Origin of the sequence: Brevibacillus sp. IT-7CA2 (assembly GCF_949767855.1) — a bacterium.
Taxonomy (GTDB): domain Bacteria; phylum Bacillota; class Bacilli; order Brevibacillales; family Brevibacillaceae; genus Brevibacillus.
The window spans coordinates 13,073-34,976 of the sequence record NZ_CATKQT010000033.1 but is presented as its reverse complement, the minus strand read 5'-3'; the positions used below and the strand labels follow the sequence as shown (position 1 = coordinate 34,976).

Here is a 21,904-nt window from a genome sequence, read left to right as displayed (position 1 = left end):
AAGCACCACATAGGTGCTTAATCAAATTCACTTATCTGATTTCTCATCCAAATTTTGATCAAACGAATCCAATAATTCTCTCAATAATTTATCATGGTCCCGTTCGAAGACAACGCTGAGTTGGTTATCATATTCTTCTTTCGTGATTATCCCCTTCTCTTGAAGCAACTCAGATATAGCTCTTGTCCTTAACCAATTTCCAATAGCCACGTCTATTAGACCCTTAAATATGAACAGATACGGAGATTCTGGAACGTTCTCTATATTTTCAGGATCGATTTCTTTAAAACTTACCGTAAATGTCGTGTAATCAGATTTATCAGTATAGCGATATGAAAGATTTGATCTAGTTACGTCAAGCACTAAATTTTGCTCAGGTACTTCAAATGAAAATTTATTTTGGTTTAGCAAGTTAATAAATATTTCTCTTTCCTGTTCAGTATTCTTCCTAAACACTATTTCAATCGTTTTTAATTCTTTTCCAGTCTTTTCATCAACAACCGGAACTACTTCGTATTCGTCGACCTCAATTTTCACCTTATTCAACAGTATGCAATCGACCATATTATTCTTCCTTCCCTCGTGTCGTTCTTTAACATTTCGACAATTGGGTGCTATTTCCTGTAACTTTTTTACTATTTCCCCCACTTGTTTCGGCAGGGGAGCTCCACCGCGAGCCAATCCTTATGCCTGCTGCGGTCACAGACTTCTAGAGGTGGTGCAGAACAATCAGTAAGCATTTGCCCCTGCTTACCGGAAAAAAGCCTCTACACTCTTGGGGCAGGATCGGCGTATTCGAATATGAGAGATACTGGACAAGGGGCGAGTGGCCGGAGCCGTAGGTCTCGCATGTAGTCCCCTGTCCGGTACATCCCAGCAGAGTAGTTCGCGATTTTCTAAAGCTCCGAGAGGGGTTCCCAAAACTTGAAAACCGCTGTAATGCATACAATGAAAAATAATTGCATGGTTCCCTGCTACGCTCGTCGCAACTGGTGCGTTCAGGCTCAGAATGTCCCCCTCTCGTAAGGTCACATTCGTCATCACCCATAGATTCGCTCAGGTACACCATTGATAAGGGATAGGCGGTATCTCCCAAGAGCCGATGTCGTTTGCTCTTGACTCAAGATTACCGATTCCAACATTTCAAATCGTCCTGCCTTTTATCCCTGATTTTGTCCGGTTTTTATCCAGCTTTTTGTCGGGATTTTTCGAGCTAATATTTTTCATTTAGAACACCAACAAAAAAACCACCTCAAAGGTGGTTTCAGAGTGTTGAGAAAGTCCCCTTTCGCAAAAAAGGGGACTTTCTGTGCCATTTTAGGGGGTACAAATATGTCTCCCCACCTTCGTAAAACGCCTTAGAAGCGAATCTAGAAGGTCAAAATTTTTTATCTTAATCCGAGAAATCCAGACTGGGGGTTTCTCGACAGCCTGAAACCACCTCAAAGGTGGTTTCAGGCACATCTGTATATAAGCAACTGAACCCGTTAAAGGCAAAATCATTTTATTACAGGTGGGATTCTTCCATGTAACCAATCTAAGATAAATGGGGCTTGATGAGGATTTAAATTGTCAGGTATATCATATTTATATCTGAATTGAAGTTGTGTACTTTCCTCATTGCCTTGTACTGTACCTGTAAAATTGGTCACATGAAAAATAATCTGTACACTAAAAACTTTATCTCCATTTGTATACTGGGCAAAACCATTTTTTCCTGAGTAGATACCAAACAACTTTAATTGAGTGATTACCAAATTAGTTTCCTCAAAAACTTCCCTTCTAACAGTTTCCTCAAAGGTTTCCCCAATTTCCATAAGGCCACCTGGTAGACCCCAAATATCTCTTTTTTGTTGAAGCAGAATTCTCCCAAAGTTATCCTCGATTATAGCTCCACAGCCCACTGTTAATAGTGTTTCATGACCAATGAGTTTTCTCATTGTTGTTATATAGTCATTCAAATTACTTTTCCCCCAATGTACTTTTTACAATACTTTTCTTCAAGCACTCTTATAAACGGAAATTAAACATTGCAACTTATATGAAAATACGATAGTCAACTCAGTATCGTTTCATAAAAAATAGAAAAGACGCTCAAATCATACCGAGCGCCGTAGCAATTTGAAGAATCGCCTCTTTCTTTTTTGTGTAGTATTGGTCTTTTGTCAGACCTAAGTCAAGATATACATTGATGTCCTTCACTCTGGACGTGCTAAGATACTTCTCTTCGATGATCTGTCGCTCTACCTCATCTAGTGAATACTCGAGCGCTCTTTCGATCTGCTTCGCTTTCAACTCATTCTGTGTCTCTGAAAGCTGCAGCCGAGGGAATAATTGCTCGATGCCCTTCTCCTCTTGCTCTTTCTTATTCTGAACAGCAACACGGAGGGCTTTATATGATTTCAATTCTTTCACAACAGCCTTCCTGACTTCTCTCTCATCTACTGGTTGCAGAAATGACAGTTGTTCTTGTACCTGTGCGCTCATCTTTCCAATTCCCCCTCGTGGCAGCCCATGCTATAATGTTTTTGCCGAACATATATACGGGCTCCCTGTAGGGGGCTATTTTTTTCTCTCTGAGCAATGTAAGCTTGGCATAAGAACGCTTTTGGAGGTCCAACCATGCCCGAAAATTTGTTAGAACAATTAGAACGTAAAGATAAAGTTTTAGCCCAAGTTCGAACCATGATCGAAGACGTCGATACTTACTGTGATCGAGATGTAGATTTATCTCCCGAAGTGCTGCGCGAAATGTTGCAGGGAATCAAAAATGTTATCTCGTTGGAGTTAGAGTAGAAGCACTGTGATAGGTTTGACATATGATGCTATTTTCTCGAGGTGATCATAATGGTTGCTGTATTCATCAGAACTGCATCAGATGATTTTAGAAAGACCGAAAAACAAATGGAGTCCTGCATGCCGCTTGTCCAAAATGTAGCCCATAAGTTGTACATAGAAATCGATGTTAAAACCATTGACTCTGATCGTCCTGGTCTGTCTCAGTTGATTGCGGACATAGAGGCTGGATTGGTAAACAAAGTAATCTGTCACAGTGCTGAGCGAATCTCTCGTAACCCTGTTGAATTGGGGAAGTTCATGCAGCTTGCTAACCAGAAGAATGTACCATTGGTTTTTGCTGAGTGATTCTGAATGGAATCACTTTTTCTCTTTTGTTAAAATGCGATCTCTTTCCTCTGGTTTGTAACAAAAAAAGATATTTACATTTTTTAGGAATAAATGTAAATTAAAAAAGTAGATATTACCAAATTTTAGGAAGTTGCATTTATGAAATTAAAGAAACTGATTTCAACGCTTGGACTTACGACCTGCCTACTTTCCATGTCATCTTCAGCATTCGCTATGGGTGATGCCAGAGAGCCTGATAGTTTTGACTCACCGAATTATTTTCAAGGAATTGGTGATAGTTTTGAGGGCACTTTATCAATTCCAGAATACGGAATGGATCACGACTATTTTAAATGGACAAACAACACAGGCCAAGGAAAAGCATTTTATCTTCATTTCGATACCTACCAAAATCGCAGCCTAGACTATATGATTCGTGATATGAGTTTTGCTGGTTCAGGAAATCGTATATTTAAAGATACAGGACGCGAAGCCTGGTATATATATTTGCCGGCTGGCGAATCACTCAGAGTGCATGTAGCTGCTCAAGATGCAATAAGAGTTGACCCCAATGTGAAATATATCATCGCCTTGAGTGAGCGTCCTTGGTGGAACTAGATTTGTTATAAGATTTAGAGGGCTGCTTAGAAACGTGGTACGAGCAGCTCCTCTAAATCTTTTGCTTTCCAAATGTAAAAATCTCATCTAATGCTGTCGTGATGGTTGGTTCCGGAAATCACATATCCTTATCACTCGCAATGCTTCCATCCCGTTCCCCTCCCCAATTCCATAGTCCTTGCTGACCTTTTGCTGACACCGGATCGATTTGTTTTACATCCGTCATCTCCCAGGCATAACGCCCCACATCGTACCATCCAAACGCTAACTCGTTTCCTTCCACGTAACCCCAGCCAGCTAACGCAGCTCTACATGGTTTTGTTGCTGTTACGGAATGACAGCCGATAAGGTTGGCCGTAGCAACAACTGAGCCCGTAGGCAGTGTATTAGCCGTATAACCATGTGCAGCCAGTACACTAAGGAATGGCTCCTGCTGACAAATCTCCTTGTCCACTTTCTTGGCGGCGTGGATCGCGATTGGCCCGCGATACCTAGTTGACCAGCCTCGTGTCTCAAATCGTTTTTCTCCAAGAACGATCAATGTCGCCCATGGCTGGTGAATGGTGATTGCCTTCATGCAGGTTCCTCCTGCTTCTCCGCGATAGCTTGCTCACTGTATTCAAAAATGATGTTGCATTCACTTGGCTCCAAAAATTCGTATTTATCCTGACCCTATAGGCAGTATTTCAGCAAAAACGGTTTCAACGCTTTCAGATCAATTCTGATGGTGGATGGTGCAACTGTGTCGTCGTCAATCCAATCGCCTTCCTCCACAGTCGTTGACCTGCTTATGTGTTGCACGATCGCATTTAGTGCAGCCTCACTGTTTTCCAACTGTTTCAGTGCATTGTATTCAAGCGTGACAGTTGCTCTGCTCAAGTCTGTCATCATCTTCATCCCCTTCTCACAAGTAATGTTAAGTTAAATCAACTATTCCTCTTTTCGTCCATGCTTACCTTAAACACACGCCCGTTCCTCGCTTTGATAAATAGCCCTCTGTAAGCTGTAGTTGAATAATTTGTATCCTCATACCGCGTTACTTCGTATCCATTTTCTCGCAAACTTGCTTCGATTAATTCATTAAGTAGCTCAAGATCATCATCGCGTTCATGTCCTTGTCCAATCATAAAATCACCCCTTTCAAATCCAGCCTATAGCATTAGTAATCTGGTCTCTCCAAGACAAATTTGTCTCCGTCCCACCATTGTGCGTATTTCCACACGATGTTGGTCAAATCAAACTCCGAATCACTTATAGCGTTCTTGTGAATCCATTCTTCCGAATATCCGAGAGACTTCAGAACGCCAATGGTTTTGCTGTTCAAGTCAACGTTCGCGTAATAAAGCGCTTCGCCATCAGCTTCGTAGTCCAATACTTCAAGCGTATTTATCAAGTCAATTGCTTCTTGCTTGTCCATTTCGTATCCCACCTTTACAAATCGATTGTTTTGTTCCCTACCTCTTAATGATGAGCTTGGATGTACACGACAATTGCCTTTTTCCAGTCCATCTGTTTAATCCGTTCCGCAGCTTGTTTATTGACTTCTGCTTCCTGCTCCTCTGAAAGTGGGAATTGGGTATACAGATCGTCGGCTACATTGTCAGCAACATCGTCAAAAAGTTCGCCCTCGTCCGCGTATTTGAGCCACACTCTTTCATCAATACTCACATATTCATCAATTAAAATTGTCGATGGCGAACCCAAGGTGTACATGTGATCCGAGCACTCATCTGGATACATGAAAATCAACTCTCTGTCTGGATGTTCTTTCAGTAGTTCAATCAATTCGTTTGTTTTAGTCAAATCATTCATCCTCCCTATTTATCAAATCGTGTGGTTTGTTAAGCTACTCCCCAAGACCAATCCGCAACTTGCCTATAGCGAATACTTGCCCTAATGGTTTTGGTGTTCCGTCTTTTTCGTATTCCTGGACATACCATCTTCCGTAATATGTGATGTCGCTTTTCGATATCCTGATCGGAAACCATTGCTTCTTTACCATCGATCCTCTTCCTTTCTACAATTACCGTTTTGTTACATACATCTGATCTACCCATATGTTAGGATTTAGTAAAAAGGGAAATGGGTGTATTTTATGAAAAGGAATCCTCTATGGTTTAACGTGATTTCAATAATTGGCATTGTGATTGCAACAGCTTCGCTAATAACAGAAGCTCCTATCTTAAGAATATTAACTATGTTTGTCTTAGCTATTGTCATGACTTCTTTAGGAACGTTTGAGTTGAAGAAAAACCGTAAGATGGCCTTTATTATGTTTGGTGTGGCCGCTTTTCAAGTTTTCGTGTTGGCGGATATGATTTATGTCACCGCAACAAAATAACTACTTTGTATAATTTCCTTTCCATCACCAGATGCTAAAAAAAAGGAGGTATTTCTGTTTGACACCATCAAATCAAAATCCAAATTCTAATTCTCCCCGTCCACCTGACTTTCAATTACCAAATCCAGTATTCCCACCACCCGGTGCAGTACCTCAACCTACTCCACCTCCTTGGGAACCACCTGTATTGAAGCCACCGAATGCACCACCAGATTCACCACCTGGAATAAATCCTAAACCACCAACGATTCCTCCTATAAGTGATGATCCTCCACCACCACCACCAGTCCCTTGGTGATCACTCTACGCATCTTTTATCCAGGAGTAGCTCGTGCCAGCTACTCCCTACACAAAATGTAAAATCGTTACTCTTCCACAATCACGAGCTTTCCGTCAACGATTTTGATTTCGTGATCATTTAGAAATTCTGTATCTTCCAAATCTGCTGGCGTACTTTGCATATAGTCAAAGTAGTGGTTAGTTGCACAATCTGGACCGCAGAAAAATTCTGTGATGAACTGGCTGTATTCAATCTCCATTTCCGTTGTTAGTTCTTTTCTGCAAGAACGGCATTTCAATGCTTCCATACTCTCGACCTCCTAATTTATCTCCCTGAGCATTGTGTGCCTTACTCTTTGATCAGCCGTACCTCTGGCTTAGGTACTAGCGAAACCTTCCCGGATTTCTCCCACTTAACAAGTAGCTTTGCAGGCTGCCATTGTATGACTACACCCTGGCCTAATTCCGGGTGTTCAACTTTATCACCAGCCACAAACGGATACATTTCCCCGTCTCCTTTTTTTGTCCCAGCCTCCCACGTTACGCTCCAAGAAAAAGGAGTGTTGTCGTATGGAGAGGTCGTTTTACTATGTCATTTCTTGGACCGAAGCGAATGCATTAGTTCGGACATTATCCGAACGCTTTATTCCATTTGCACTCGTTCAGTCCAAGCAGCTAAAAATTCCGCCGAATCACATTGCTATCGTTTTCCCTGATCTACCAGTACGGATTTACGCTTTAGTTCGAGAGTTATTTGGAGGGGACGGCATCCCCTACCCTCAATGAACCAATGCAGGTATCTGTACACTGTCAGAGTCGACCCAAATATCGTCCCAGCTTAGCTCGAAACCAACATTTGCTTCTGCCTTCGCTGCTGCCAACAGGATCACTTTGCCCATTGCCTCTGCCGATGCTGGCGGTACTGCATTTCCTATATACTCCCGGCTTTTGGCATCACTGCAACCTTCCAACTGGAACGGACGACCATCAGGCAAGTGTGTATCGAAGCCTTGCAACATTGCCAGCTCGTATGTCGTGAGCGGCCTATGCCATGTCCCATCCTCGGCAATGATGATCCAAACGCCTCGGTCTGTATCAACTGGGACTGGTCGTGGATCAGCAACGGCAGAGGAGCCCGAGTGTACATCGCTGCTGCCCGTGACCGTTGGGGATGTCGCTTCCCATGCGGTTACGCCCATCGTTCCCGAGCGCGGGCTGCATGTCATTCTAACGTCAGCTACGAGCTGTGCGCCGCTCTGTACATCCGTTACTCCTGTCACTGTTGCCGCTGGCTGATCCATAGATTGCATGCGGTACTTATCCGTATAACGTCCTGGTCGATCGGAGATACGTGGATCGCTGATAATTTTGCCACTGCCGGCTGAAGGACTTCCCGTCGTGACAGTGGGTGAAGTTGTTTCCCATTCGTTCACTTCATAGGCTCCATCGTGATATTGATTAACAACTCTTGGATCGTTAATGCTGGCAGCCGATTGCATAATTCGGGATGCAGAACGAATCGTTTTTGAAGCACTATCCCACTCCTGCACTCCGTAGCTGTCGGGGTGCAATTTTGTAAGTACCTTCGGGTCAGCGACTGCTATCGCTCCGCTGCCAAACCTTGTCCCTGTCACGCATGGAGCCGTTTCGTTTGGCCCGACAATCCGGTATACGCCCGGGTGTCGTCCTTCTCGATGTTTGAGCTTTGGATCGGAAATGCTTGCAGCTCCGTTTGATGGTCCCACAGCTCCGGTGATGCAATCCGCTGGTTGCTCAAACGATTGCACCCGATATAGATTCGCTTTCCCCGCACCGTTAATAGAAAGCCTCGGGTCAGATAATGCAGACACACCGTTGCTTCTACCGGGGCCTGCTGTGCTTGTTACTGTTCGCCCTGTGTTGTTCCAGTCCTCGACACCCCAAGCTCCACTACGCGGCTCATGAACGATTCTGTATTGCTCATACGGGATGTTCTGTAGGTCTCGCCAGTCACCACCCGCTCGGATCAGTGCAAGTCGTACCCACGTTTTCCACTCGAGTCGAGGCAGCCGATGTAGTGGACCTCCCGTTTCCGTGTCCCCTGGCATCGGGAGAGGCCCGATAATATCGCCTATTGTTTTCAAAGCCTTCTTCGGTGGGATGTAGACGAAATTCGGAACTTGTACTTCATGCCGCGCCAGAATCAAGAATCTGACTCGGTTCTGTCCCAAACCGCCGATCTCTCCGAGGTTATGATCAGCTCGCATGTCTACTGCGTAACCGAATTTTTTGAGCAACTTCTCAATTTTCTTGAGCAGAGCCTTGCCCCGCGTTAGAATTCGTGGAACGTTTTCCATTTGGATGAATGCTGGCACGCCGCCGCCATACTCCAAGGAAGCTCGTAGGGACAACTCGATGCCGCGTAAGGTTAGCTGGTTCAAAGCTTGATATTTTTTCGATTCTGCGGATTCTTTTGGTAGTAGAGCACTTAGACCCTTGCATGGTGGAGAGGTAAAGAGGAAGTATGGAATCTGGTAACCGAACGCTACCCACATATCCCACGGCGTGGCTTCGCGCCATTCTGGTGGTGGTTCGTGTCCGTGCCAGTCGATGTATTGTTCTCGTGTAAAAAGGTCCATTACGACAGCAGTATTTTCACCCGTAATGTTGTCGTGATTCTTGCAAGCAACCGGGTCGTAATCAATTGAGCAAAGTAACCGGAACTTATGAATCTTACCGCCATATTCAATTTTCGAACGCATATATCCAACGGATGCCCCGCCGATTCCGCCAAAGAGAACGGCTGCTGTATGTTCAACCACGTCTATTTCCTCCCGTTCCAAGGCGGTAATGCTCCGCCTACTTTCCAGTTATTAACCTGTGGAATAACGATGGACTGCTTGATATATTCGTTTTCCTGACTTGTGGCTATAAATTTTCGTCTCCAAGGATGGTTTGGCGCTGGTTTAACGGCTGTCATATGATTCCGCCTTTCTAGGGGAGAGGAGCAGCTTTACGCTGCCCCCGGTTCCTCACCGTTTTTTGCCATATGTTCAGCAACGAGTTTCTTGTATTTGGACCAAGCCGTTTGGAGTTGGGAGGAAGAGGTGCCGATGGACGATGCAATCTTAATCCACGTTTCGCCATTTTGTTTTCGTGCAAGCAATGCGGGGAAGTCATACTCCGTTTCTTCAAATGCTGGGGCTTGTCCGCTCAAGATGAATGCCACCAGTTTATCCTTGTCGATTGCAGCGACAGCATCCTCTTGTTTATTTGCCTCCTGATCGCTGTCAGTTGTGTTATCATTGGGCTCTTCCTGACCTTGTGATTCTGGATCAGGTTTGTTGTCATTTTCTGTACCCGTAGCTTGGATTTCTGGATTGCCTTCGAAACCTTCCCCGTCTTCCGATGATTCGTCACCTTCTTCTCCAGCTTGTTCATCATGCTCAGACCCTTCACCCTCTGAACCTTCGTCCTGCTGGTCATCGGTATCTTCGTGGTCATCGTCATGTTCATCCTCAGTGTCTGCGCTAATTTGTGTTACCACGCCAGACTGATCGGTTGTGACGGATAAACCGCGACGTTCTTCTCTTTCATTCTCGTCAAACTCCATAGCCATTTGTGGGTTACCAAGATTTACAGTCACTTTGTCACCGATCATATCTACCAATTTCACTAGGGAAGTTGACTCGATGTTCCCTACCAACTCCAAGCTCAAAACCATTTTTTTATCATCCGTTGCCATTTTCTTTACCATTGCCGTAAATTGTGCTTGATTGCTCATTTTCCACACTCTCCCTTGGTTTATATAGCTTTTTTCTCTTCGCGTTTTTTCTCTTTCCACTCGTCAGTGGTGATCCAACCACCGTATTTTTGAACCTTTTTAAGCAATGTCAATTTCAGATTCGGATATTTGTACATGAACATCTTTGCCTTGATTTTGAAGGCTTCCGTCTCTTCACCCTTGATATCAATGACCTCCAGCGATCCATTCAGGTGAAGGACTTCAAAGTCCGCTTTGTACGTTATCGCCTGAAGATTCTTGCCATTGCGTTGGCATTTTTCCTGAAGTACGTAAACGGGTTGCAGTCGCATATCTTGGATTTCCCTAGCCGCCAGTTTTTCTTTCAATACAACGTAATACTCTGATTCAGCTTTGGAATCGAACTTGATACCATCAACAATGGTGATCTTGTTGTTATATTTGGGCACCTTCGGCTTATCACTTTCCTGCTTTGCTGCTCTGGCTCTACGCTTCATGTTACGCCCCTTTCTTGATGGTCCGTGCTTTACCGGAGAAACGATGAATCAAAACCAGTTCTGTCATGCTATCGCGCTCAACCAGCCAGTTTGCTGGGTTTAAATTGCATGCTTCCATTTCTACTTTTTGCCGCCTGCTTGGGCGTTTGCCTTGCTTCATGTCTGCTCTCCTCCCCTTTTCACCATGTAAACGAAATCCTTGTCCGAACGATCCACTTTGAATTCCGGGTACCTGTCTGCGTAAGCTTTCCACCATTGCCGCATTGCTCCTGACCGCTCTTTATCGTTCTGAATCAGCTGTAGTCGCTGAGGAATCGGCACCTTTACCGGGATTTCACCGGACAATCCTTCGGCTAGCTCCTCCACGGTTTGTCGACTCCCTCGTCTTCATCGTCGGGCGGTACATCGGCAATGGACATTTGACGTGGAGTCAAATCAACAAACTTGTTATATTCCTTCAAAAACGCCAGCTCCACAGTGCCAGTAGGTCCGTTTCTCTGTTTTGCAATGTTGATCTCTACGATGTTTTTTTGTTCAGATTCCTTGTTGTAATAGTCATCCCGGTACAGAAAGGCAACGATATCGGCGTCCTGCTCGATCGATCCCGATTCTCGGATATCTGAAAGCATCGGACGCTTGTCCTGCCTCTGCTCAACGCCACGGCTAAGCTGCGACAGCGCGATGACTGGCACTTTCAACTCACGGGCTAAATTCTTCAACGCTTTTGAAATCTCTGAGACTTGTTCCTGACGATTTGCATTTGTCTTGGAATGAATCAATTGCAAGTAATCAATCAGGATCAACCCAAGTCCTTTTTCCTTCTGTAATTTGCGGCATTTTGTACGGATGTCATGGACGGTTACTCCGGGAGTGTCGTCGATGTATATGGGGGCATTCCCTAATAGCCCAATGGCTTTCGTAAGTTTCTCCCAGTCTTCCTCTTCCAGCCCTCCGACTTTCAGTTTCTGTGCATCGATCAAACCTTCTGCGCAAAGCATTCGTTGCACCAGTTGGCTGGCTGACATTTCAAGTGAGAATACTGCCACAGTCTCACCAGCGTGCGCTACGTTCTGTCCGACATTTAATGCAAAAGCTGTCTTCCCTACGGAGGGTCGTGCTGCTAGGATGATCAAGTCAGATTTTTGGAAGCCTCCTGTTAATTCATCCAAATCTCTATATCCAGAAGGAACACCTGTTATATCTGTCTTTCGAGTACTCAGCAGATAAATCTTGTCGTAGGTTTCAACCAGGACTTCTCGAATCGGAATGAATTCATTACCTGTCCTACTGCGCTCGTTAATTTCTGAAAACTGCTGCTCAGCTATTGCAACAAGTTCCTGAGATGATTCAGCGTCATACCCGTCTGCCACAATACGAGTTGCAGTCTTGATGATTCTTCGTAGCTCAGCCTTTTCCCGAACAATTCGAGCATAATAATCAATGTTGGCGGCGGTTGGTACCGTACCCGCAAGATCTGTCAGGTATGTAACCCCGCCTACATCATCCAGTAATTTTTTGTCTTGTAGTTCCGCTGTCACGGTTACGAGGTCAACCGGCTCGCCTTTGTTAAAGAGACCAGCCATGGCAGCAAAAATTCGCACATGCGCGGTTTTATAAAAATCATCTGGTTGTAGGATTTCGTTTGCTGTTTCGTACGCGTCTTTGGCGAGAAAGATGGCGCCAAGCACCGACTGCTCTGCCTGTACATTTTGTGGTGGTAGTCTCTCTTCGAACAAAGTCTCACCCTCGATCTCATAAATCGCGTAATCTGTAGTTCAGCTTCCCTATCTCCCCAGCAGTCATTTCTTCTGGCGTATAGAGCGCCTTCCCTATGTTTGGCCTACTCATCTCAAATAGGCGGCTCGCTGTCGCTTCTCCAAGGGCAGGTATTAACTCGTAGTAATATTCCGATGTCCATATCGTTGGTTTGTGGTGAAAATGCCTGTACTCAATCAATCCATACATCTCGTCGTAAACCGCCTTTGAAACTTCGGGATACCCTTTCCTTTCATCCGGTTTCCCTTTCAGAATGTCGTCTATCAAAAGCACCTCTGCCATCTGCAAACCTTCACGTATCCGTTGAACATCCGATGACCCGGCATCATAGCGACTGAACATCTCTTTGAAGCCATTTACGAAATTGAAATATAGAACCTGAATGCCTTTCTTCACCATTAGGTTGTTGGCAACGGCAAAGGCGACATGAGACTTTCCAGAGCCTGACGCACCGACCAATCCGAGGGAATGACCTTCCTCTTTCTTCTGTATTTCTTCAAAGTCTTTTGCGTATGTGTAAGCCTTCTGATACAACTCTTGATGACGCCCATCTCCTGACCAGTCAACGAAATTTCCGAAGGTCTTCCTCTGGAAATCTGCGGTTATGTTTGACGACTGAAGCATCTTCTGTAGACGTTTTTTGTCCCGACATTCGCACTGCTCGTACATCGGTTGTCCGTCAATCATTACAAGGTAGCCTTCTTGATCCTTACACTTCTGGCACTTATACGTTGGCTTTTGCTTGATCACGTCTACGGAGGAAGTCTGCTGCACTTGGTGGTGCTTGAGTTTGTCGAGCACCTGCTGCCACTCTTGAAGGGCGCTGTTGATTGCCTCCACCTACCACACCTCCACTTTCTGATCCATGAAGGGGAACAACCTTCTTCCGCTTCCTCTCACGCTCATGGACCATCACATCTCGCACCGTCTTTACATCTGCATCTGCCCAATTGTTTAAAGTCTTCCAGAGATAATTCTTAGGGCTATCGGTGGCCTCTTGCTTGGTGTGTTCTAAAGCAGCGAGAATGACTTCTGGAGCCATGCCATCATCGTCTTGATAACTGGACAAACGTTCTCGATCCATTGCAGACATTCCCCGAAACATGGACTGCCATAAATCGCAAATTTGAAACCATGTATCAGGCGTGTCTGTTTCTATCTCTCTATCTATCCTTCTATCTATCCTTCTATCCTTCATAGAAGAAACTCGGTTGTCAGGTAGGTTGTCAAGCAACCTGTCAAGTAACCTGTCAGGTAGGTTGTCAGTTTCATCGGCGTGGTTGTTTGACAGGTTTGCTAAGTTGTCAGGAGACTTGTCAGTTTGATCGACGTACTTGTTTGACAACTTGGGGAAGTAAATCTCGTTTAATGTGTATGTTCCACCTGATTTTCCCTTTTGAGATTTGTAGCTTATGAGGATGCTGAGTTGTAAAAGTGTGTTCCGATTGTTGTTTAATGTCTCTCTATTTTTGATCCCGGTTAGGAACATCAGCTCATCATTGGTCATATCGAAAGTCCACTGCTGATTCATCTCAAGAAAGCGCAATTCCAGCACCTGCATCATGATGAATCCAAGCGGCCCGACTTTTTGGATTCCACCAATGGGTCGTATCCGTTCCAATACTTCCGGTCTTCTCATACCGTGTATCCCTCCTTCCTTATGAAACTTTGCGATCCTGAACCAGTTCCAGAAAAGTCACTGTTACCTCCCAAGGAGGCTGGTTTCTTTTATTGATGCACCTCAGTAGCACCCAACGTTGACCATCGCGCCAGAAGGTTTTTGAGACCTTCCAGCGCATGAACCGAAGCTCGTATTCTTGACCTTTCATCTGGCGTCATCCCACCGATCTAACCTTGGGAAAATAAGTCTGCTTGATTTTCGTTTTTTGACTCTGACTCCGACAGCTGATCATCTGCATTCTGGTGCTCAGGCACATCCTCGACTGCATAAGCTTCTGCGTCTATCCATGTAACGGTAGACATATCACCTGCAATCTCATGCTTTACAGTCCCTTCTTGCTCAACCACGCGGGCATCATCTACGGAAATAGGCAGGTACTTCCAAGCTCTACGGATAACCGTTTTCTTTGCCATTTCCTCATAGTGGTCTTTCCATGGGCCAGTCGCCTGTTTTTTACTGTTGTCATACGACTTTGAGGACATCATGACCGTATCGATTTCCGCCTTGCTCATCACTTCGATGTAATGACCGCCACCAGTGAAATGAGCGATCATGTAAACCAATTTCATCTGACCTCTTTCGCCGTTTACACAAGGTTTATGAGTCAGTTTTTCTTCCAAGCCGTATTCAAATTGGAACTCATCATTTTCATAAACAATTCGAGCAGCGATTGATTGGATGTTACCGCTCCGTCTAGCCAGCTCAATCATGCCCTTGTACGAAATAATGAATGTAGCCTCGAAAGACTTTAATTTGCTTGACCAAAAAGGGACTAAGTAGCAATGTCCTAATACTCCTGGCTCAAGACCAAGCTGAGCCGACTGCATCAATGCAGACATCAGCGATGGAGCACTACATTTCATGAGCGTAGGGTTTGTTCTAATGCAGAATGTTGCGATCCGTAGGAACTTGTTTACATCCATGTTGTTTCCAGCAGCTTGAGCAAATTGGTCCTTCCTAGACTCAATCAGATCGAAAATCGTTGTCTCCTTTTTCTCAGAAGAGTTGTTACTTGCTCGTTCAGCAAGTTTTCCAGCCATATCTTGCGGGTTACCCATCATTCGACCTCCTATGATGATTTTGGTAGGTAAAGCCGTGTATGTGCCTTTTTCACAAAGCTCATTTGCTTCTCAGCAATTACTGACCGTGTAACTTTTTTCTCACCAATCCAACCAATGGCGTAATCTTTCATGGCGTACATGATTTTGTTCTGAGCTTCGGTTTTCAGGAATTCATATTCCTTGATCCTTGCGGCTGCTTCGTGATACTGCTCAAGCCACTCCATAGCCTCGTTGGGGAGGATGATTTCTTGTCCGTTAGATTCTGGGTAAAGTTGCTTGATCATATCCGCTGTTGTCTCAGCCCCGTCCATCGCTGGGGGAATATCCTCTTCAACCAGTCGCCAAAAATCAGATTCGATTTTGATTAGATGGGAAATTACCTCGTCATTCCGATCAACACGCTTGTAACGGAAATCATTTCCACCGATCAGAACAGCGATGTAGGCGAAATGTAGGCCAGTCACAGCGAGGTAATGTTGAACCTGCAAGTAATAATGGTCGGGAATCTTTTCGTCATCCCATTCGGAAGCAAAGTATTTGTCAGCAGTCTTGCACTCTAAGACTCCTTGTTTCCCGTCTTCGTAGATCAATCTATCGAGGTTAGCCAGCATGAATGGATATTCTCGATGTTGGAGCATTTCATGAATTGGTTCGATTTTTAATCCAGTTCGTTCAGCAAATTCATCTGCGACAACTGGCTCTAGCTTTCGCCCAAACCGTGCTGCTTGTGATTCCTCTTGTGAGGGCTCAACCTTACCAGTCTTTTCGAGCCAAACGGAAATTGGAGAACGATACTTGCTAAAACCAGCGACAGAGCCAGCATCTGATCCGCCTATGCCTTTCTTTCTCAACTGGAGCCATTCTTGATATGGCATGTTTTCCGTGGAGACCAGTTTCAAAGCTCCCACAGAACCACTCCCTCTTGTGTTAAATCACTTGATAAGCTACGATTAATTTGATTCCCAATCGTGCTTTAAGACCCGAAGACTCAGCGTTCCAGCGCTGGGTCTTTTACTTTTGCCCACATGTAAGCAACCTTATATTCAGGACTTCATCAAGTGCGTTTTTAAGCGCATAAGCTTCACCTATACTCATGACAAAATTCGGCGTGTCTTCATGAAACGGAAGAGCAATTTCCAAAGAGTTTTCCCTTCTACGAAGAACAATTAAATCGTTTGATAAGTACATTCCACCTTGGAATTCAACTGTCTTGATCAAAACATTCCCCCCTTTCGATTTGATCGCGAGGCGCCACCGTCCCAACCTCTACGGCAGCCGTTGTAGTTCCTTGCCTACGCCACGTCTTGACCTCGCTATGTTGGAGGTTCGAACCTCCGTGGAAGACTCCCTCACGTGCGACTCTCATATTTTGAAAGTCACGGAATCTTCCACGCAGGGCCGAAGCCCGCGTTACACCCTATACCTGCTTGTTTCTTCATAGATGAAGCTGCGACTATCTTCGTCGAGATTTCCCTGTTCGTTTAACAGCTCAATCCTCGTCGTTTCCAATTCATCTACACACTCTTCAAGTAGTCCCCGCAATCGTTCGACTTCCTTTTCGGCTTCTTCCGCCCTATGAATCCAATGGGGCAAAGCTTCAAAAGCTACTTCGGTAAAATCTGATACCGTTACCCCATTTTCAACCGCTGTGTTGGAATCAACATTTCGTTTGAAGCCATCACATATCTTCATATCAGATTGTGGATCTCGTTTTACTTCGCCCATTTGGTCAGCCTCCGTTTCTGCTCCTGTAGTGATTCGAGATTGTCTCTGTTTGGGTAATCTCGCCTAAACTCCCAAATGCCTCGGACTTCCTCTTGGATATCTTCGAGCTCCCGCATCAAGTCACGTACCTGTTCCTCCAGCGTTCCCGAATCCTGATCAAAGGCCAAAGTATCCATTTGTTTTTGTCGAGTCGGTTCCGTTCGTTCCACATGCTCCGGATAATCAAGCAGTTGCTGCATGCACCAACACCTCCTGTTCCTCTAACTCGGTGATTTTTGCAAGGCGTGCGTCAATTTCTTCCTGACGAGCATACATACGAACTTCTGCTTCCGATGCTTTTTTGCGGTAGTACAATGCTTCGTCCATATTGCTATCCATTTCTGATTTGGCTTCGTCACGTAACTCGGCCAAATTCGTTACTTCTTTCTGCAACTCCTGAATACGGATGTGTGCTGGTTTCATAGGGCTTGTCCTCCTAGAAAAGATGTGGTATTCTTCCAATACAGTTTTTTCTAAGCCGTCCGTTCGCCGCGGGCGGTTTTTTCTATTCTCAGATAAGCAGCAACTTCGCTTGCTTTCAGGAGAACGGCCATTCGCTTGCCTTTCACCATTACATACGGCGCTTTGTAAAATCGGCTCTCCCGCTTTGCCTTTATCTGTCGCAGTCGAGAAGCAAGCCATAAAGCTTTTGACGCCTTGCTGTCTGATAATCCCCTATTTTCTTCTACCGCTCTTTCCAATGCCTCTGCTGTTTGTTCAAGCTGTTCTTCATCCAAATACCCAGGCTTACCGCAGTACATTTCAAACAGTGTATTTGCTGTTGAAATTATCCGTTTGCCTTGCCATTCATCACCCTCACGGTCAAACCTGACCTTTTCCTTAACTAATGCTCCAATTACTATGAACAATTGGTCTTTATCAAAAACCATGTACTGATTACTCATGTAGCCCTACCCCTTTCATCATTTTCATGAGTCCGTTTTTCATCCACTTTGATTTGTGGATAGCCCATTGTTTAATCCATGACACCTTGTACTCCCTACATAGGATTGCTGCAAGGTTTGTACTTGCTGTAACCACATCTAACGTTTCCTGAATCAAGGTTTCAATCGCTTGCCTCTCCTGTGCTGTTAAGGATCGGGGCGGCGCGCTTATGATGCTTTCCTCTGCCTCCCGGATCACTTTCAACAGCTCATTCATTTCGTGTTCTGTGCGATCCAGAACGGTGTGACGATTCACTTCTATTCGGTCACCGTCTATGATTCCTGGGCTTGTCCCCGCCGTTGACTCTTGTGCCGCCTCCATTGAAAGGTATGGGTTATCCGTAATTAACACTGATTTCGACTTTATGTCTGGAGGTGTCACAGTTCGTCCAGTTGTGTACGCCGAAACAGCTTCTCTGCTAACATTCACTTCAAACCCGAATGACATTTGAGTCATCCCTACCTCTTGGAGTGACTGGCTTAACTGCCTACCAAAGTCGCTCATTTGTTCGCACCATCCTTACCAGCGTTATTCTGTTTTCGATGTACAATGAAACCAAGCTCACTTTCCAGACTCTCCCTCGGCAGCTATATGAGCCGAGGGCATTTTTCTTTTTCGGATCAGTTCATGAAGCCTTTCTTTGTAAGCCAGAAGTTTTGGAAGCCGACGTTCCCGTTTCTCTCGTGGCCATTTTGCTGATTGTTTGACTTTCTTGGTGTACCAACCAATGCGTTTAACCAAATGATCGAGTTCATCCAAATTGATCACCTCACTTTCATCACACAACTGCATGCAGCGTCGAGTCTTGACAGTGACCTCCACCTGACCTTGTTTCACCCTTACCCGGCGAAATGGTGGAATGTATTATGGCGCGGCTCCCTGCTTTCGCAGATCAAATGGCTCGCTCCCGCTCTTCGGCGCTCTATGCAGTTGTGTGAAGCTTGTCCATCTAAGCACCGGTCATCCGGCACTCGTCCTTTTTTCGTACATATCATGGATGAGATCGTTAATCCGGCAGCATCGTAGGTCACCGTCTTCTACTCGCTGACAAAATTCTTCGCCGACCTCTTCGGGAGTCATGAAAAACCATCTGCCAACCAGAGTGACTTTGGTCTGACCGTTGTTGTCGTAAACCACTTTAGCTGGCTGACCATCAACGTAAAATTCCGGTGCATGATTCATGCTCATTCCCCCTTGATAAAGGGTATGAACGTCGGCTTGTCTCATTGTCTGGTTTCCTCCATTCTTGTAGGATTTTCCATACCATCTGTCGAATGGTACTGCCGGAAGAACGTGAACTTTGGCGAGTGCCGTTCTTCAGAAATCAGAGATGGAAGAAATATTTAATCTCTCCACGACTGTCCGCCTGTTTCTCGGATACCTTTCCATGGATGGAGCTAATTGTAGTTTTGATGACTGGCTTTTTGTCGGTCATGCCTATCACTCCTAAGCTGGTTTTCGTTCTCTTTTGTGAACACTTTCAATAAAAAAAATGTCTTCAAATTGAGCATCCAGCGCATCGCATATCTCTTTTGCCACTTGAGGACTAGGGTTTCTGTTGCCACTCTCAAGTTGTGAAATATAAGACACCGCTCTATTGATTTCTCGTGCAAGCCCGCGCTGAGAATAGCCCTTTTTTATTCGTACCTGGGCAAATTCTTGAGTCTTAACCTTTATTTTCATTGTCACCATCCTTTCAAATGGTTCTTTATGTGAACATAATAACACCTGTTGTAACCTTTTGCAACCATTTTTGGTTCTTTTTGAAAACGTTTGTTTTCTTTAGTGAGCATGTTAGAATTATAGTGTTCACAAACGTTAACAATATGAAGGGTGATGTTACTTGGACTTCGGCAAATACCTTAAGCAATTCCGGGAAAGTAAATCCCTTTCTATTAGGGAATTATCTAAAAGAGCTAATGTATCCCACGCACACATCTCTCAAATTGAGACGGGTCAACGGGGCACCCCGAAAGCTGATACTATAAAGAAACTCGCTGACGGTTTAAACTGGGACTATGAAGAACTGATGCGTTTGGCAGGCTACGGTGTATCTGGTACTGATCAGCATTCAGAGAATAATCAGGCTGATGACACTTTACCACCAGGAGTACCGGACTACTACAAAGCTTTTTTAGAGGTAATCGACGATCCAAACGTCTCAGACGCCAGCAAAGAACTGGCTCGTTTGCTACTTAAAACCCCACTGCAACCTGAACAACTTGACTTGCTTCGCGGCATGATCGCCAACTTCAAAGCTGCAAACAAATAAAAACGCCTTCTCCTTACGCAAGGAGTTTGGCGTTTTTATTTGTTTGGGTCAGCATTTTTATGATGTAAGCTATATCTTCCGAGTGTTGATTATTCTTTAATACTCCACATAGAATCTGTACTTCAAGTATTGAAAGTGATTTCATCTGTTGCAACCCCCTGATAGCAAATATACATTTTTTCCTAAAACTGTATATTTTTATAATAATAGAGGAATCCAACATCCATCTACTTACAATAATGGATTTTTTTATTTGTCTTTTGGATTATTTATGATAAGCTTTAACGTAATAAAACATTTTGTGAGGTGGTACGTATGAAACGTTCATTACTTACGCTAACATTAGCAGCGCTTATGACACTAACACTTGCGATTGGAGCATCGGCAGATAGTGGCGGAGGATGGTCTCCTTCCCAATATGATAAGGTTATTGTTGTTAAGCAAAAGGATAGTGGTGGTGGTTGGTAGCTAATCCTCGGACATCCTCTTGGATGTCTTTTTTGCATCCTGCGCAAAACTTTTTACTTTCGATATCTTCAAGCAACCAGAACACCCTCATGCAATCATCGTACAAATTAAATAGTTTCTTTTTCCTAGCCAAGTTTAGAGCAGTTTGTAATATACTCTTCGCAGCAGTGTAGTTTGCAAAATGGATATGGGATTCCGCTATGAATAATCTAATCCGAATCGCCCTCTTCAAATTATACGGATCTGTTTTTTCAAAAAGTTCGAGAATGATGGGATGAAATTCGCTGATAATTTTCTCTATCTGTAAAAAATCCCTATTCTTTAAAAGCGCCTGAAAAACATGCTCCAAATGGTTTATTGCCTCCATAGGAAACCTATGAATTAATTCTATGAGTTCATTCAATTTACCATGGTCATCAGCTTCAAGTAAAACAACACAAGTGTTCAGTTCATCCCATACTTTAAAGGTAGCTCCTAGCTCTCCACATAGCATATGGGCATCTAACGCCTTATCAAACTCTTTCTTATTTCGATAGGCAAAACCCAAGTAGGACAAGCACTTTGCGTAAAGGTTAATGTTTCTTGTACTAGCTCGCTCCATCAACGTCCTTGCTTCTTCGCCATATTTCTTCAAGTGATCCCACTTATCTAACACGTAAAACACGGTCATGATGTTGGTGTACGCCTCGAACATGACATCTTCTGGTAATGTCCGTATATGTTCACTCAGCTTGGTAGCTGCTTCAAAGGCGTAGTCCATGTCCCAATCCCGTACGATCATGAATCTACGATAGTAACTGAGTGCAAGGTGCTCTGCAAGACGATCTCGTTCGTTATCGATCACGAGTGTATAAAAGTATTCCGCCTCTTCACATAGTCCCTTCTCATCCAAATACACCCCCGTCTCATAAAGACTCCTAAGTTGCTTCCCTTCTTCAAGTAGCATACTAACCAACTTGTCAGAGTACATACGAAAACCTTCCGTTCTCGTATAGCACAGAAAGTCTCTAACGCGTTCGGACTTGTCTTTTGGGGCATACCAGCAGTCAAGTAGGTAGTCACCAAAAAAATAGTCTGTATGCAATCCCAGGTATTCTGTGGTCGAGATAAGTTCCTTTAGTGGAAATGGTCTTGTCCCATTAATCCACCTATCAAAAACAGTTGGCTGAAACCCGAGTTCAGCCGCGATCTTTCTCCTCGCGAAACCGCCTTTTTCCAGAACAACCCTCACACTCTCGGACACTCTCCGTTCTACTTGCGCCAAAGTTTTACCTCCGCTAACAAATTTTAACATTATAGCATCAGTATACACTTTACCGATAAAAAAACTTTTG

35 protein-coding genes are annotated in these 21,904 nt (G+C 44.4%); 6 read left to right on the top strand and 29 right to left on the bottom strand.

Translation table 11 applies throughout. From position 1 onward, the window contains the following. Window positions 1-27: 27 nt before the first annotated feature. From ACM6JA_RS16655 to ACM6JA_RS16645, 3 genes are all read right to left on the bottom strand, one after another. Window positions 28-681 (bottom strand): hypothetical protein, encoded by a 654-nt coding sequence (locus ACM6JA_RS16655; RefSeq protein ID WP_414853204.1) that lies wholly within the window; start codon window positions 679-681, stop codon window positions 28-30. Between the two features lie 818 nt (window positions 682-1,499). Next, the gene (locus ACM6JA_RS16650) at window positions 1,500-1,961 is read right to left on the bottom strand and encodes an NUDIX hydrolase (RefSeq protein WP_414853203.1); all 462 of its coding nucleotides are present in this window, start codon (window positions 1,959-1,961) and stop codon (window positions 1,500-1,502) included. Window positions 1,962-2,094: 133 nt separating this feature from the next. Then, complete coding sequence (locus ACM6JA_RS16645) at window positions 2,095-2,487, bottom strand: ArpU family phage packaging/lysis transcriptional regulator (RefSeq protein WP_414853202.1); 393 nt, start codon at window positions 2,485-2,487, stop codon at window positions 2,095-2,097. A gap of 135 nt (window positions 2,488-2,622) precedes the next feature. Between ACM6JA_RS16645 and ACM6JA_RS16640 the strand changes: the two genes are divergently transcribed. The 3 genes from ACM6JA_RS16640 to ACM6JA_RS16630 all read left to right on the top strand — a co-directional run bounded on the left by ACM6JA_RS16640 (window position 2,623) and on the right by ACM6JA_RS16630 (window position 3,744). Beyond that, window positions 2,623-2,796, top strand: coding sequence for a hypothetical protein (locus ACM6JA_RS16640; RefSeq protein ID WP_414853201.1), 174 nt, complete (start codon window positions 2,623-2,625; stop codon window positions 2,794-2,796). Between the two features lie 51 nt (window positions 2,797-2,847). After that, window positions 2,848-3,144: a recombinase family protein gene (locus tag ACM6JA_RS16635; RefSeq protein ID WP_414853200.1), complete on the top strand. Its 297-nt coding sequence runs from the start codon at window positions 2,848-2,850 to the stop codon at window positions 3,142-3,144. A gap of 141 nt (window positions 3,145-3,285) precedes the next feature. Further along, entirely contained in the window at window positions 3,286-3,744 is a 459-nt protein-coding gene (locus ACM6JA_RS16630) for a hypothetical protein (protein ID WP_106833626.1), read from the top strand. 118 nt (window positions 3,745-3,862) lie between these two features. Here ACM6JA_RS16630 and ACM6JA_RS16625 read toward each other — a convergent pair whose 3' ends face one another. The 5 genes from ACM6JA_RS16625 to ACM6JA_RS16605 form a co-directional block, all read right to left on the bottom strand. After that, window positions 3,863-4,321 carry an ASCH domain-containing protein gene (locus ACM6JA_RS16625; protein WP_414853199.1) on the bottom strand — a complete coding sequence of 153 codons (459 nt, stop codon included), beginning with the start codon at window positions 4,319-4,321 and terminating at the stop codon, window positions 3,863-3,865. A gap of 95 nt (window positions 4,322-4,416) precedes the next feature. Then, window positions 4,417-4,632 (bottom strand): hypothetical protein, encoded by a 216-nt coding sequence (locus tag ACM6JA_RS16620; RefSeq protein WP_414853198.1) that lies wholly within the window; start codon window positions 4,630-4,632, stop codon window positions 4,417-4,419. Between the two features lie 271 nt (window positions 4,633-4,903). Next, window positions 4,904-5,161, bottom strand: a complete 258-nt coding sequence (locus ACM6JA_RS16615) for a hypothetical protein (protein WP_414853197.1) — start codon at window positions 5,159-5,161, stop codon at window positions 4,904-4,906. A 44-nt stretch (window positions 5,162-5,205) separates the two neighbouring features. Next, window positions 5,206-5,556 (bottom strand): hypothetical protein, encoded by a 351-nt coding sequence (locus ACM6JA_RS16610; protein ID WP_414853196.1) that lies wholly within the window; start codon window positions 5,554-5,556, stop codon window positions 5,206-5,208. A gap of 34 nt (window positions 5,557-5,590) precedes the next feature. Then, entirely contained in the window at window positions 5,591-5,746 is a 156-nt protein-coding gene (locus ACM6JA_RS16605) for a hypothetical protein (protein ID WP_414853195.1), read from the bottom strand. A 120-nt stretch (window positions 5,747-5,866) separates the two neighbouring features. Here ACM6JA_RS16605 and ACM6JA_RS16600 point away from each other — a divergent pair, with 120 nt between their 5' ends. Next, window positions 5,867-6,085, top strand: a complete 219-nt coding sequence (locus ACM6JA_RS16600) for a hypothetical protein (RefSeq protein ID WP_414853194.1) — start codon at window positions 5,867-5,869, stop codon at window positions 6,083-6,085. 365 nt (window positions 6,086-6,450) lie between these two features. Here the strand turns inward: ACM6JA_RS16600 and ACM6JA_RS16595 are convergent, their stop codons facing one another. Beyond that, window positions 6,451-6,672 (bottom strand): hypothetical protein, encoded by a 222-nt coding sequence (locus ACM6JA_RS16595; protein WP_414853193.1) that lies wholly within the window; start codon window positions 6,670-6,672, stop codon window positions 6,451-6,453. A 262-nt stretch (window positions 6,673-6,934) separates the two neighbouring features. On the opposite strand from ACM6JA_RS16595, the gene ACM6JA_RS16590 reads away from it, so the two are divergent. Next, complete coding sequence (locus ACM6JA_RS16590; RefSeq protein ID WP_414853192.1) at window positions 6,935-7,150, top strand: hypothetical protein; 216 nt, start codon at window positions 6,935-6,937, stop codon at window positions 7,148-7,150. Here ACM6JA_RS16590 and ACM6JA_RS16585 read toward each other — a convergent pair. The 19 genes from ACM6JA_RS16585 to ACM6JA_RS16495 form a co-directional block, all read right to left on the bottom strand. Next, window positions 7,144-9,165, bottom strand: a complete 2,022-nt coding sequence (locus tag ACM6JA_RS16585; protein ID WP_414853191.1) for a DNA cytosine methyltransferase — start codon at window positions 9,163-9,165, stop codon at window positions 7,144-7,146. The genes ACM6JA_RS16590 and ACM6JA_RS16585 overlap by 7 nt on opposite strands. A 191-nt stretch (window positions 9,166-9,356) precedes the next feature. After that, complete coding sequence (locus tag ACM6JA_RS16580) at window positions 9,357-10,127, bottom strand: hypothetical protein (RefSeq protein WP_414853190.1); 771 nt, start codon at window positions 10,125-10,127, stop codon at window positions 9,357-9,359. Window positions 10,128-10,147: 20 nt separating this feature from the next. Beyond that, window positions 10,148-10,603 (bottom strand): DUF1064 domain-containing protein, encoded by a 456-nt coding sequence (locus ACM6JA_RS16575; protein WP_414853189.1) that lies wholly within the window; start codon window positions 10,601-10,603, stop codon window positions 10,148-10,150. A 1-nt stretch (window position 10,604) separates the two neighbouring features. Next, window positions 10,605-10,763 carry a DUF6906 family protein gene (locus ACM6JA_RS16570; protein ID WP_414853188.1) on the bottom strand — a complete coding sequence of 53 codons (159 nt, stop codon included), beginning with the start codon at window positions 10,761-10,763 and terminating at the stop codon, window positions 10,605-10,607. Further along, window positions 10,760-10,969, bottom strand: coding sequence for a hypothetical protein (locus ACM6JA_RS16565; RefSeq protein WP_414853187.1), 210 nt, complete (start codon window positions 10,967-10,969; stop codon window positions 10,760-10,762). The genes ACM6JA_RS16570 and ACM6JA_RS16565 overlap by 4 nt, the downstream gene beginning before the upstream one ends. Then, a complete protein-coding gene (gene dnaB, locus ACM6JA_RS16560) occupies window positions 10,957-12,339 on the bottom strand; it encodes a replicative DNA helicase (RefSeq protein ID WP_414853186.1) in 1,383 nt (460 codons plus the stop codon). The genes ACM6JA_RS16565 and dnaB overlap by 13 nt, the downstream gene beginning before the upstream one ends. Window positions 12,340-12,355: 16 nt before the next feature. Further along, window positions 12,356-13,066 (bottom strand): ATP-binding protein, encoded by a 711-nt coding sequence (locus ACM6JA_RS16555; RefSeq protein WP_414853185.1) that lies wholly within the window; start codon window positions 13,064-13,066, stop codon window positions 12,356-12,358. A 37-nt stretch (window positions 13,067-13,103) separates the two neighbouring features. Beyond that, the gene (locus ACM6JA_RS16550) at window positions 13,104-14,018 is read right to left on the bottom strand and encodes a DnaD domain-containing protein (protein ID WP_414853184.1); all 915 of its coding nucleotides are present in this window, start codon (window positions 14,016-14,018) and stop codon (window positions 13,104-13,106) included. Between the two features lie 209 nt (window positions 14,019-14,227). Further along, window positions 14,228-15,118, bottom strand: a complete 891-nt coding sequence (gene recT / locus ACM6JA_RS16545) for a recombination protein RecT (protein ID WP_414853183.1) — start codon at window positions 15,116-15,118, stop codon at window positions 14,228-14,230. Window positions 15,119-15,129: 11 nt separating this feature from the next. Then, window positions 15,130-16,029 (bottom strand): YqaJ viral recombinase family protein, encoded by a 900-nt coding sequence (locus ACM6JA_RS16540; RefSeq protein ID WP_414853182.1) that lies wholly within the window; start codon window positions 16,027-16,029, stop codon window positions 15,130-15,132. A 103-nt stretch (window positions 16,030-16,132) separates the two neighbouring features. Then, window positions 16,133-16,339 (bottom strand): hypothetical protein, encoded by a 207-nt coding sequence (locus ACM6JA_RS16535; protein ID WP_414853181.1) that lies wholly within the window; start codon window positions 16,337-16,339, stop codon window positions 16,133-16,135. Between the two features lie 192 nt (window positions 16,340-16,531). Then, a complete protein-coding gene (locus ACM6JA_RS16530; RefSeq protein ID WP_414853180.1) occupies window positions 16,532-16,846 on the bottom strand; it encodes a hypothetical protein in 315 nt (104 codons plus the stop codon). Beyond that, complete coding sequence (locus tag ACM6JA_RS16525; protein ID WP_414853179.1) at window positions 16,834-17,085, bottom strand: hypothetical protein; 252 nt, start codon at window positions 17,083-17,085, stop codon at window positions 16,834-16,836. The genes ACM6JA_RS16530 and ACM6JA_RS16525 overlap by 13 nt, the downstream gene beginning before the upstream one ends. Further along, the gene (locus ACM6JA_RS16520) at window positions 17,069-17,308 is read right to left on the bottom strand and encodes a hypothetical protein (protein WP_414853178.1); all 240 of its coding nucleotides are present in this window, start codon (window positions 17,306-17,308) and stop codon (window positions 17,069-17,071) included. The genes ACM6JA_RS16525 and ACM6JA_RS16520 overlap by 17 nt, the downstream gene beginning before the upstream one ends. A gap of 50 nt (window positions 17,309-17,358) precedes the next feature. Next, a complete protein-coding gene (locus ACM6JA_RS16515) occupies window positions 17,359-17,790 on the bottom strand; it encodes a hypothetical protein (protein WP_414853177.1) in 432 nt (143 codons plus the stop codon). Beyond that, on the bottom strand, window positions 17,783-18,334 hold the full coding sequence (locus tag ACM6JA_RS16510; RefSeq protein WP_414853176.1) for an XRE family transcriptional regulator: 552 nt from the start codon (window positions 18,332-18,334) through the stop codon (window positions 17,783-17,785). The genes ACM6JA_RS16515 and ACM6JA_RS16510 overlap by 8 nt, the downstream gene beginning before the upstream one ends. A 57-nt stretch (window positions 18,335-18,391) precedes the next feature. Next, window positions 18,392-18,652: a hypothetical protein gene (locus ACM6JA_RS16505; RefSeq protein WP_414853175.1), complete on the bottom strand. Its 261-nt coding sequence runs from the start codon at window positions 18,650-18,652 to the stop codon at window positions 18,392-18,394. Between the two features lie 138 nt (window positions 18,653-18,790). Further along, entirely contained in the window at window positions 18,791-19,012 is a 222-nt protein-coding gene (locus ACM6JA_RS16500) for a hypothetical protein (RefSeq protein ID WP_414853174.1), read from the bottom strand. 264 nt (window positions 19,013-19,276) lie between these two features. Further along, window positions 19,277-19,513 (bottom strand): helix-turn-helix transcriptional regulator, encoded by a 237-nt coding sequence (locus ACM6JA_RS16495; protein WP_414853173.1) that lies wholly within the window; start codon window positions 19,511-19,513, stop codon window positions 19,277-19,279. Window positions 19,514-19,673: 160 nt separating this feature from the next. Here ACM6JA_RS16495 and ACM6JA_RS16490 point away from each other — a divergent pair, with 160 nt between their 5' ends. Next, window positions 19,674-20,102: a helix-turn-helix domain-containing protein gene (locus tag ACM6JA_RS16490; protein WP_414853172.1), complete on the top strand. Its 429-nt coding sequence runs from the start codon at window positions 19,674-19,676 to the stop codon at window positions 20,100-20,102. 436 nt (window positions 20,103-20,538) lie between these two features. Here ACM6JA_RS16490 and ACM6JA_RS16485 read toward each other — a convergent pair whose 3' ends face one another. Further along, window positions 20,539-21,834 carry a transcriptional regulator gene (locus ACM6JA_RS16485; protein WP_414853171.1) on the bottom strand — a complete coding sequence of 432 codons (1,296 nt, stop codon included), beginning with the start codon at window positions 21,832-21,834 and terminating at the stop codon, window positions 20,539-20,541. Between the last annotated feature and the right edge of the window lie 70 nt (window positions 21,835-21,904).

Coding starts and splice junctions, on each gene's coding strand:
- ACM6JA_RS16645 (WP_414853202.1), bottom strand. CDS start 2,487: ATGAGCGCACAGGTACAAGAACAACTGTCATTTCTGCAACCAGTAGAT.
- ACM6JA_RS16640 (WP_414853201.1), top strand. CDS start 2,623: ATGCCCGAAAATTTGTTAGAACAATTAGAACGTAAAGATAAAGTTTTA.
- ACM6JA_RS16635 (WP_414853200.1), top strand. CDS start 2,848: ATGGTTGCTGTATTCATCAGAACTGCATCAGATGATTTTAGAAAGACC.
- ACM6JA_RS16630 (WP_106833626.1), top strand. CDS start 3,286: ATGAAATTAAAGAAACTGATTTCAACGCTTGGACTTACGACCTGCCTA.
- ACM6JA_RS16625 (WP_414853199.1), bottom strand. CDS start 4,321: ATGAAGGCAATCACCATTCACCAGCCATGGGCGACATTGATCGTTCTT.
- ACM6JA_RS16620 (WP_414853198.1), bottom strand. CDS start 4,632: ATGACAGACTTGAGCAGAGCAACTGTCACGCTTGAATACAATGCACTG.
- ACM6JA_RS16615 (WP_414853197.1), bottom strand. CDS start 5,161: ATGGACAAGCAAGAAGCAATTGACTTGATAAATACGCTTGAAGTATTG.
- ACM6JA_RS16610 (WP_414853196.1), bottom strand. CDS start 5,556: ATGAATGATTTGACTAAAACAAACGAATTGATTGAACTACTGAAAGAA.
- ACM6JA_RS16605 (WP_414853195.1), bottom strand. CDS start 5,746: ATGGTAAAGAAGCAATGGTTTCCGATCAGGATATCGAAAAGCGACATC.
- ACM6JA_RS16595 (WP_414853193.1), bottom strand. CDS start 6,672: ATGGAAGCATTGAAATGCCGTTCTTGCAGAAAAGAACTAACAACGGAA.
- ACM6JA_RS16590 (WP_414853192.1), top strand. CDS start 6,935: ATGGAGAGGTCGTTTTACTATGTCATTTCTTGGACCGAAGCGAATGCA.
- ACM6JA_RS16580 (WP_414853190.1), bottom strand. CDS start 10,127: ATGAGCAATCAAGCACAATTTACGGCAATGGTAAAGAAAATGGCAACG.
- ACM6JA_RS16575 (WP_414853189.1), bottom strand. CDS start 10,603: ATGAAGCGTAGAGCCAGAGCAGCAAAGCAGGAAAGTGATAAGCCGAAG.
- ACM6JA_RS16570 (WP_414853188.1), bottom strand. CDS start 10,763: ATGAAGCAAGGCAAACGCCCAAGCAGGCGGCAAAAAGTAGAAATGGAA.
- ACM6JA_RS16555 (WP_414853185.1), bottom strand. CDS start 13,066: ATGATTGACGGACAACCGATGTACGAGCAGTGCGAATGTCGGGACAAA.
- ACM6JA_RS16550 (WP_414853184.1), bottom strand. CDS start 14,018: ATGAGAAGACCGGAAGTATTGGAACGGATACGACCCATTGGTGGAATC.
- recT (WP_414853183.1), bottom strand. CDS start 15,118: ATGGGTAACCCGCAAGATATGGCTGGAAAACTTGCTGAACGAGCAAGT.
- ACM6JA_RS16530 (WP_414853180.1), bottom strand. CDS start 16,846: ATGGGCGAAGTAAAACGAGATCCACAATCTGATATGAAGATATGTGAT.
- ACM6JA_RS16525 (WP_414853179.1), bottom strand. CDS start 17,085: ATGCAGCAACTGCTTGATTATCCGGAGCATGTGGAACGAACGGAACCG.
- ACM6JA_RS16520 (WP_414853178.1), bottom strand. CDS start 17,308: ATGAAACCAGCACACATCCGTATTCAGGAGTTGCAGAAAGAAGTAACG.
- ACM6JA_RS16515 (WP_414853177.1), bottom strand. CDS start 17,790: ATGAGTAATCAGTACATGGTTTTTGATAAAGACCAATTGTTCATAGTA.
- ACM6JA_RS16510 (WP_414853176.1), bottom strand. CDS start 18,334: ATGAGCGACTTTGGTAGGCAGTTAAGCCAGTCACTCCAAGAGGTAGGG.
- ACM6JA_RS16500 (WP_414853174.1), bottom strand. CDS start 19,012: ATGAATCATGCACCGGAATTTTACGTTGATGGTCAGCCAGCTAAAGTG.
- ACM6JA_RS16495 (WP_414853173.1), bottom strand. CDS start 19,513: ATGAAAATAAAGGTTAAGACTCAAGAATTTGCCCAGGTACGAATAAAA.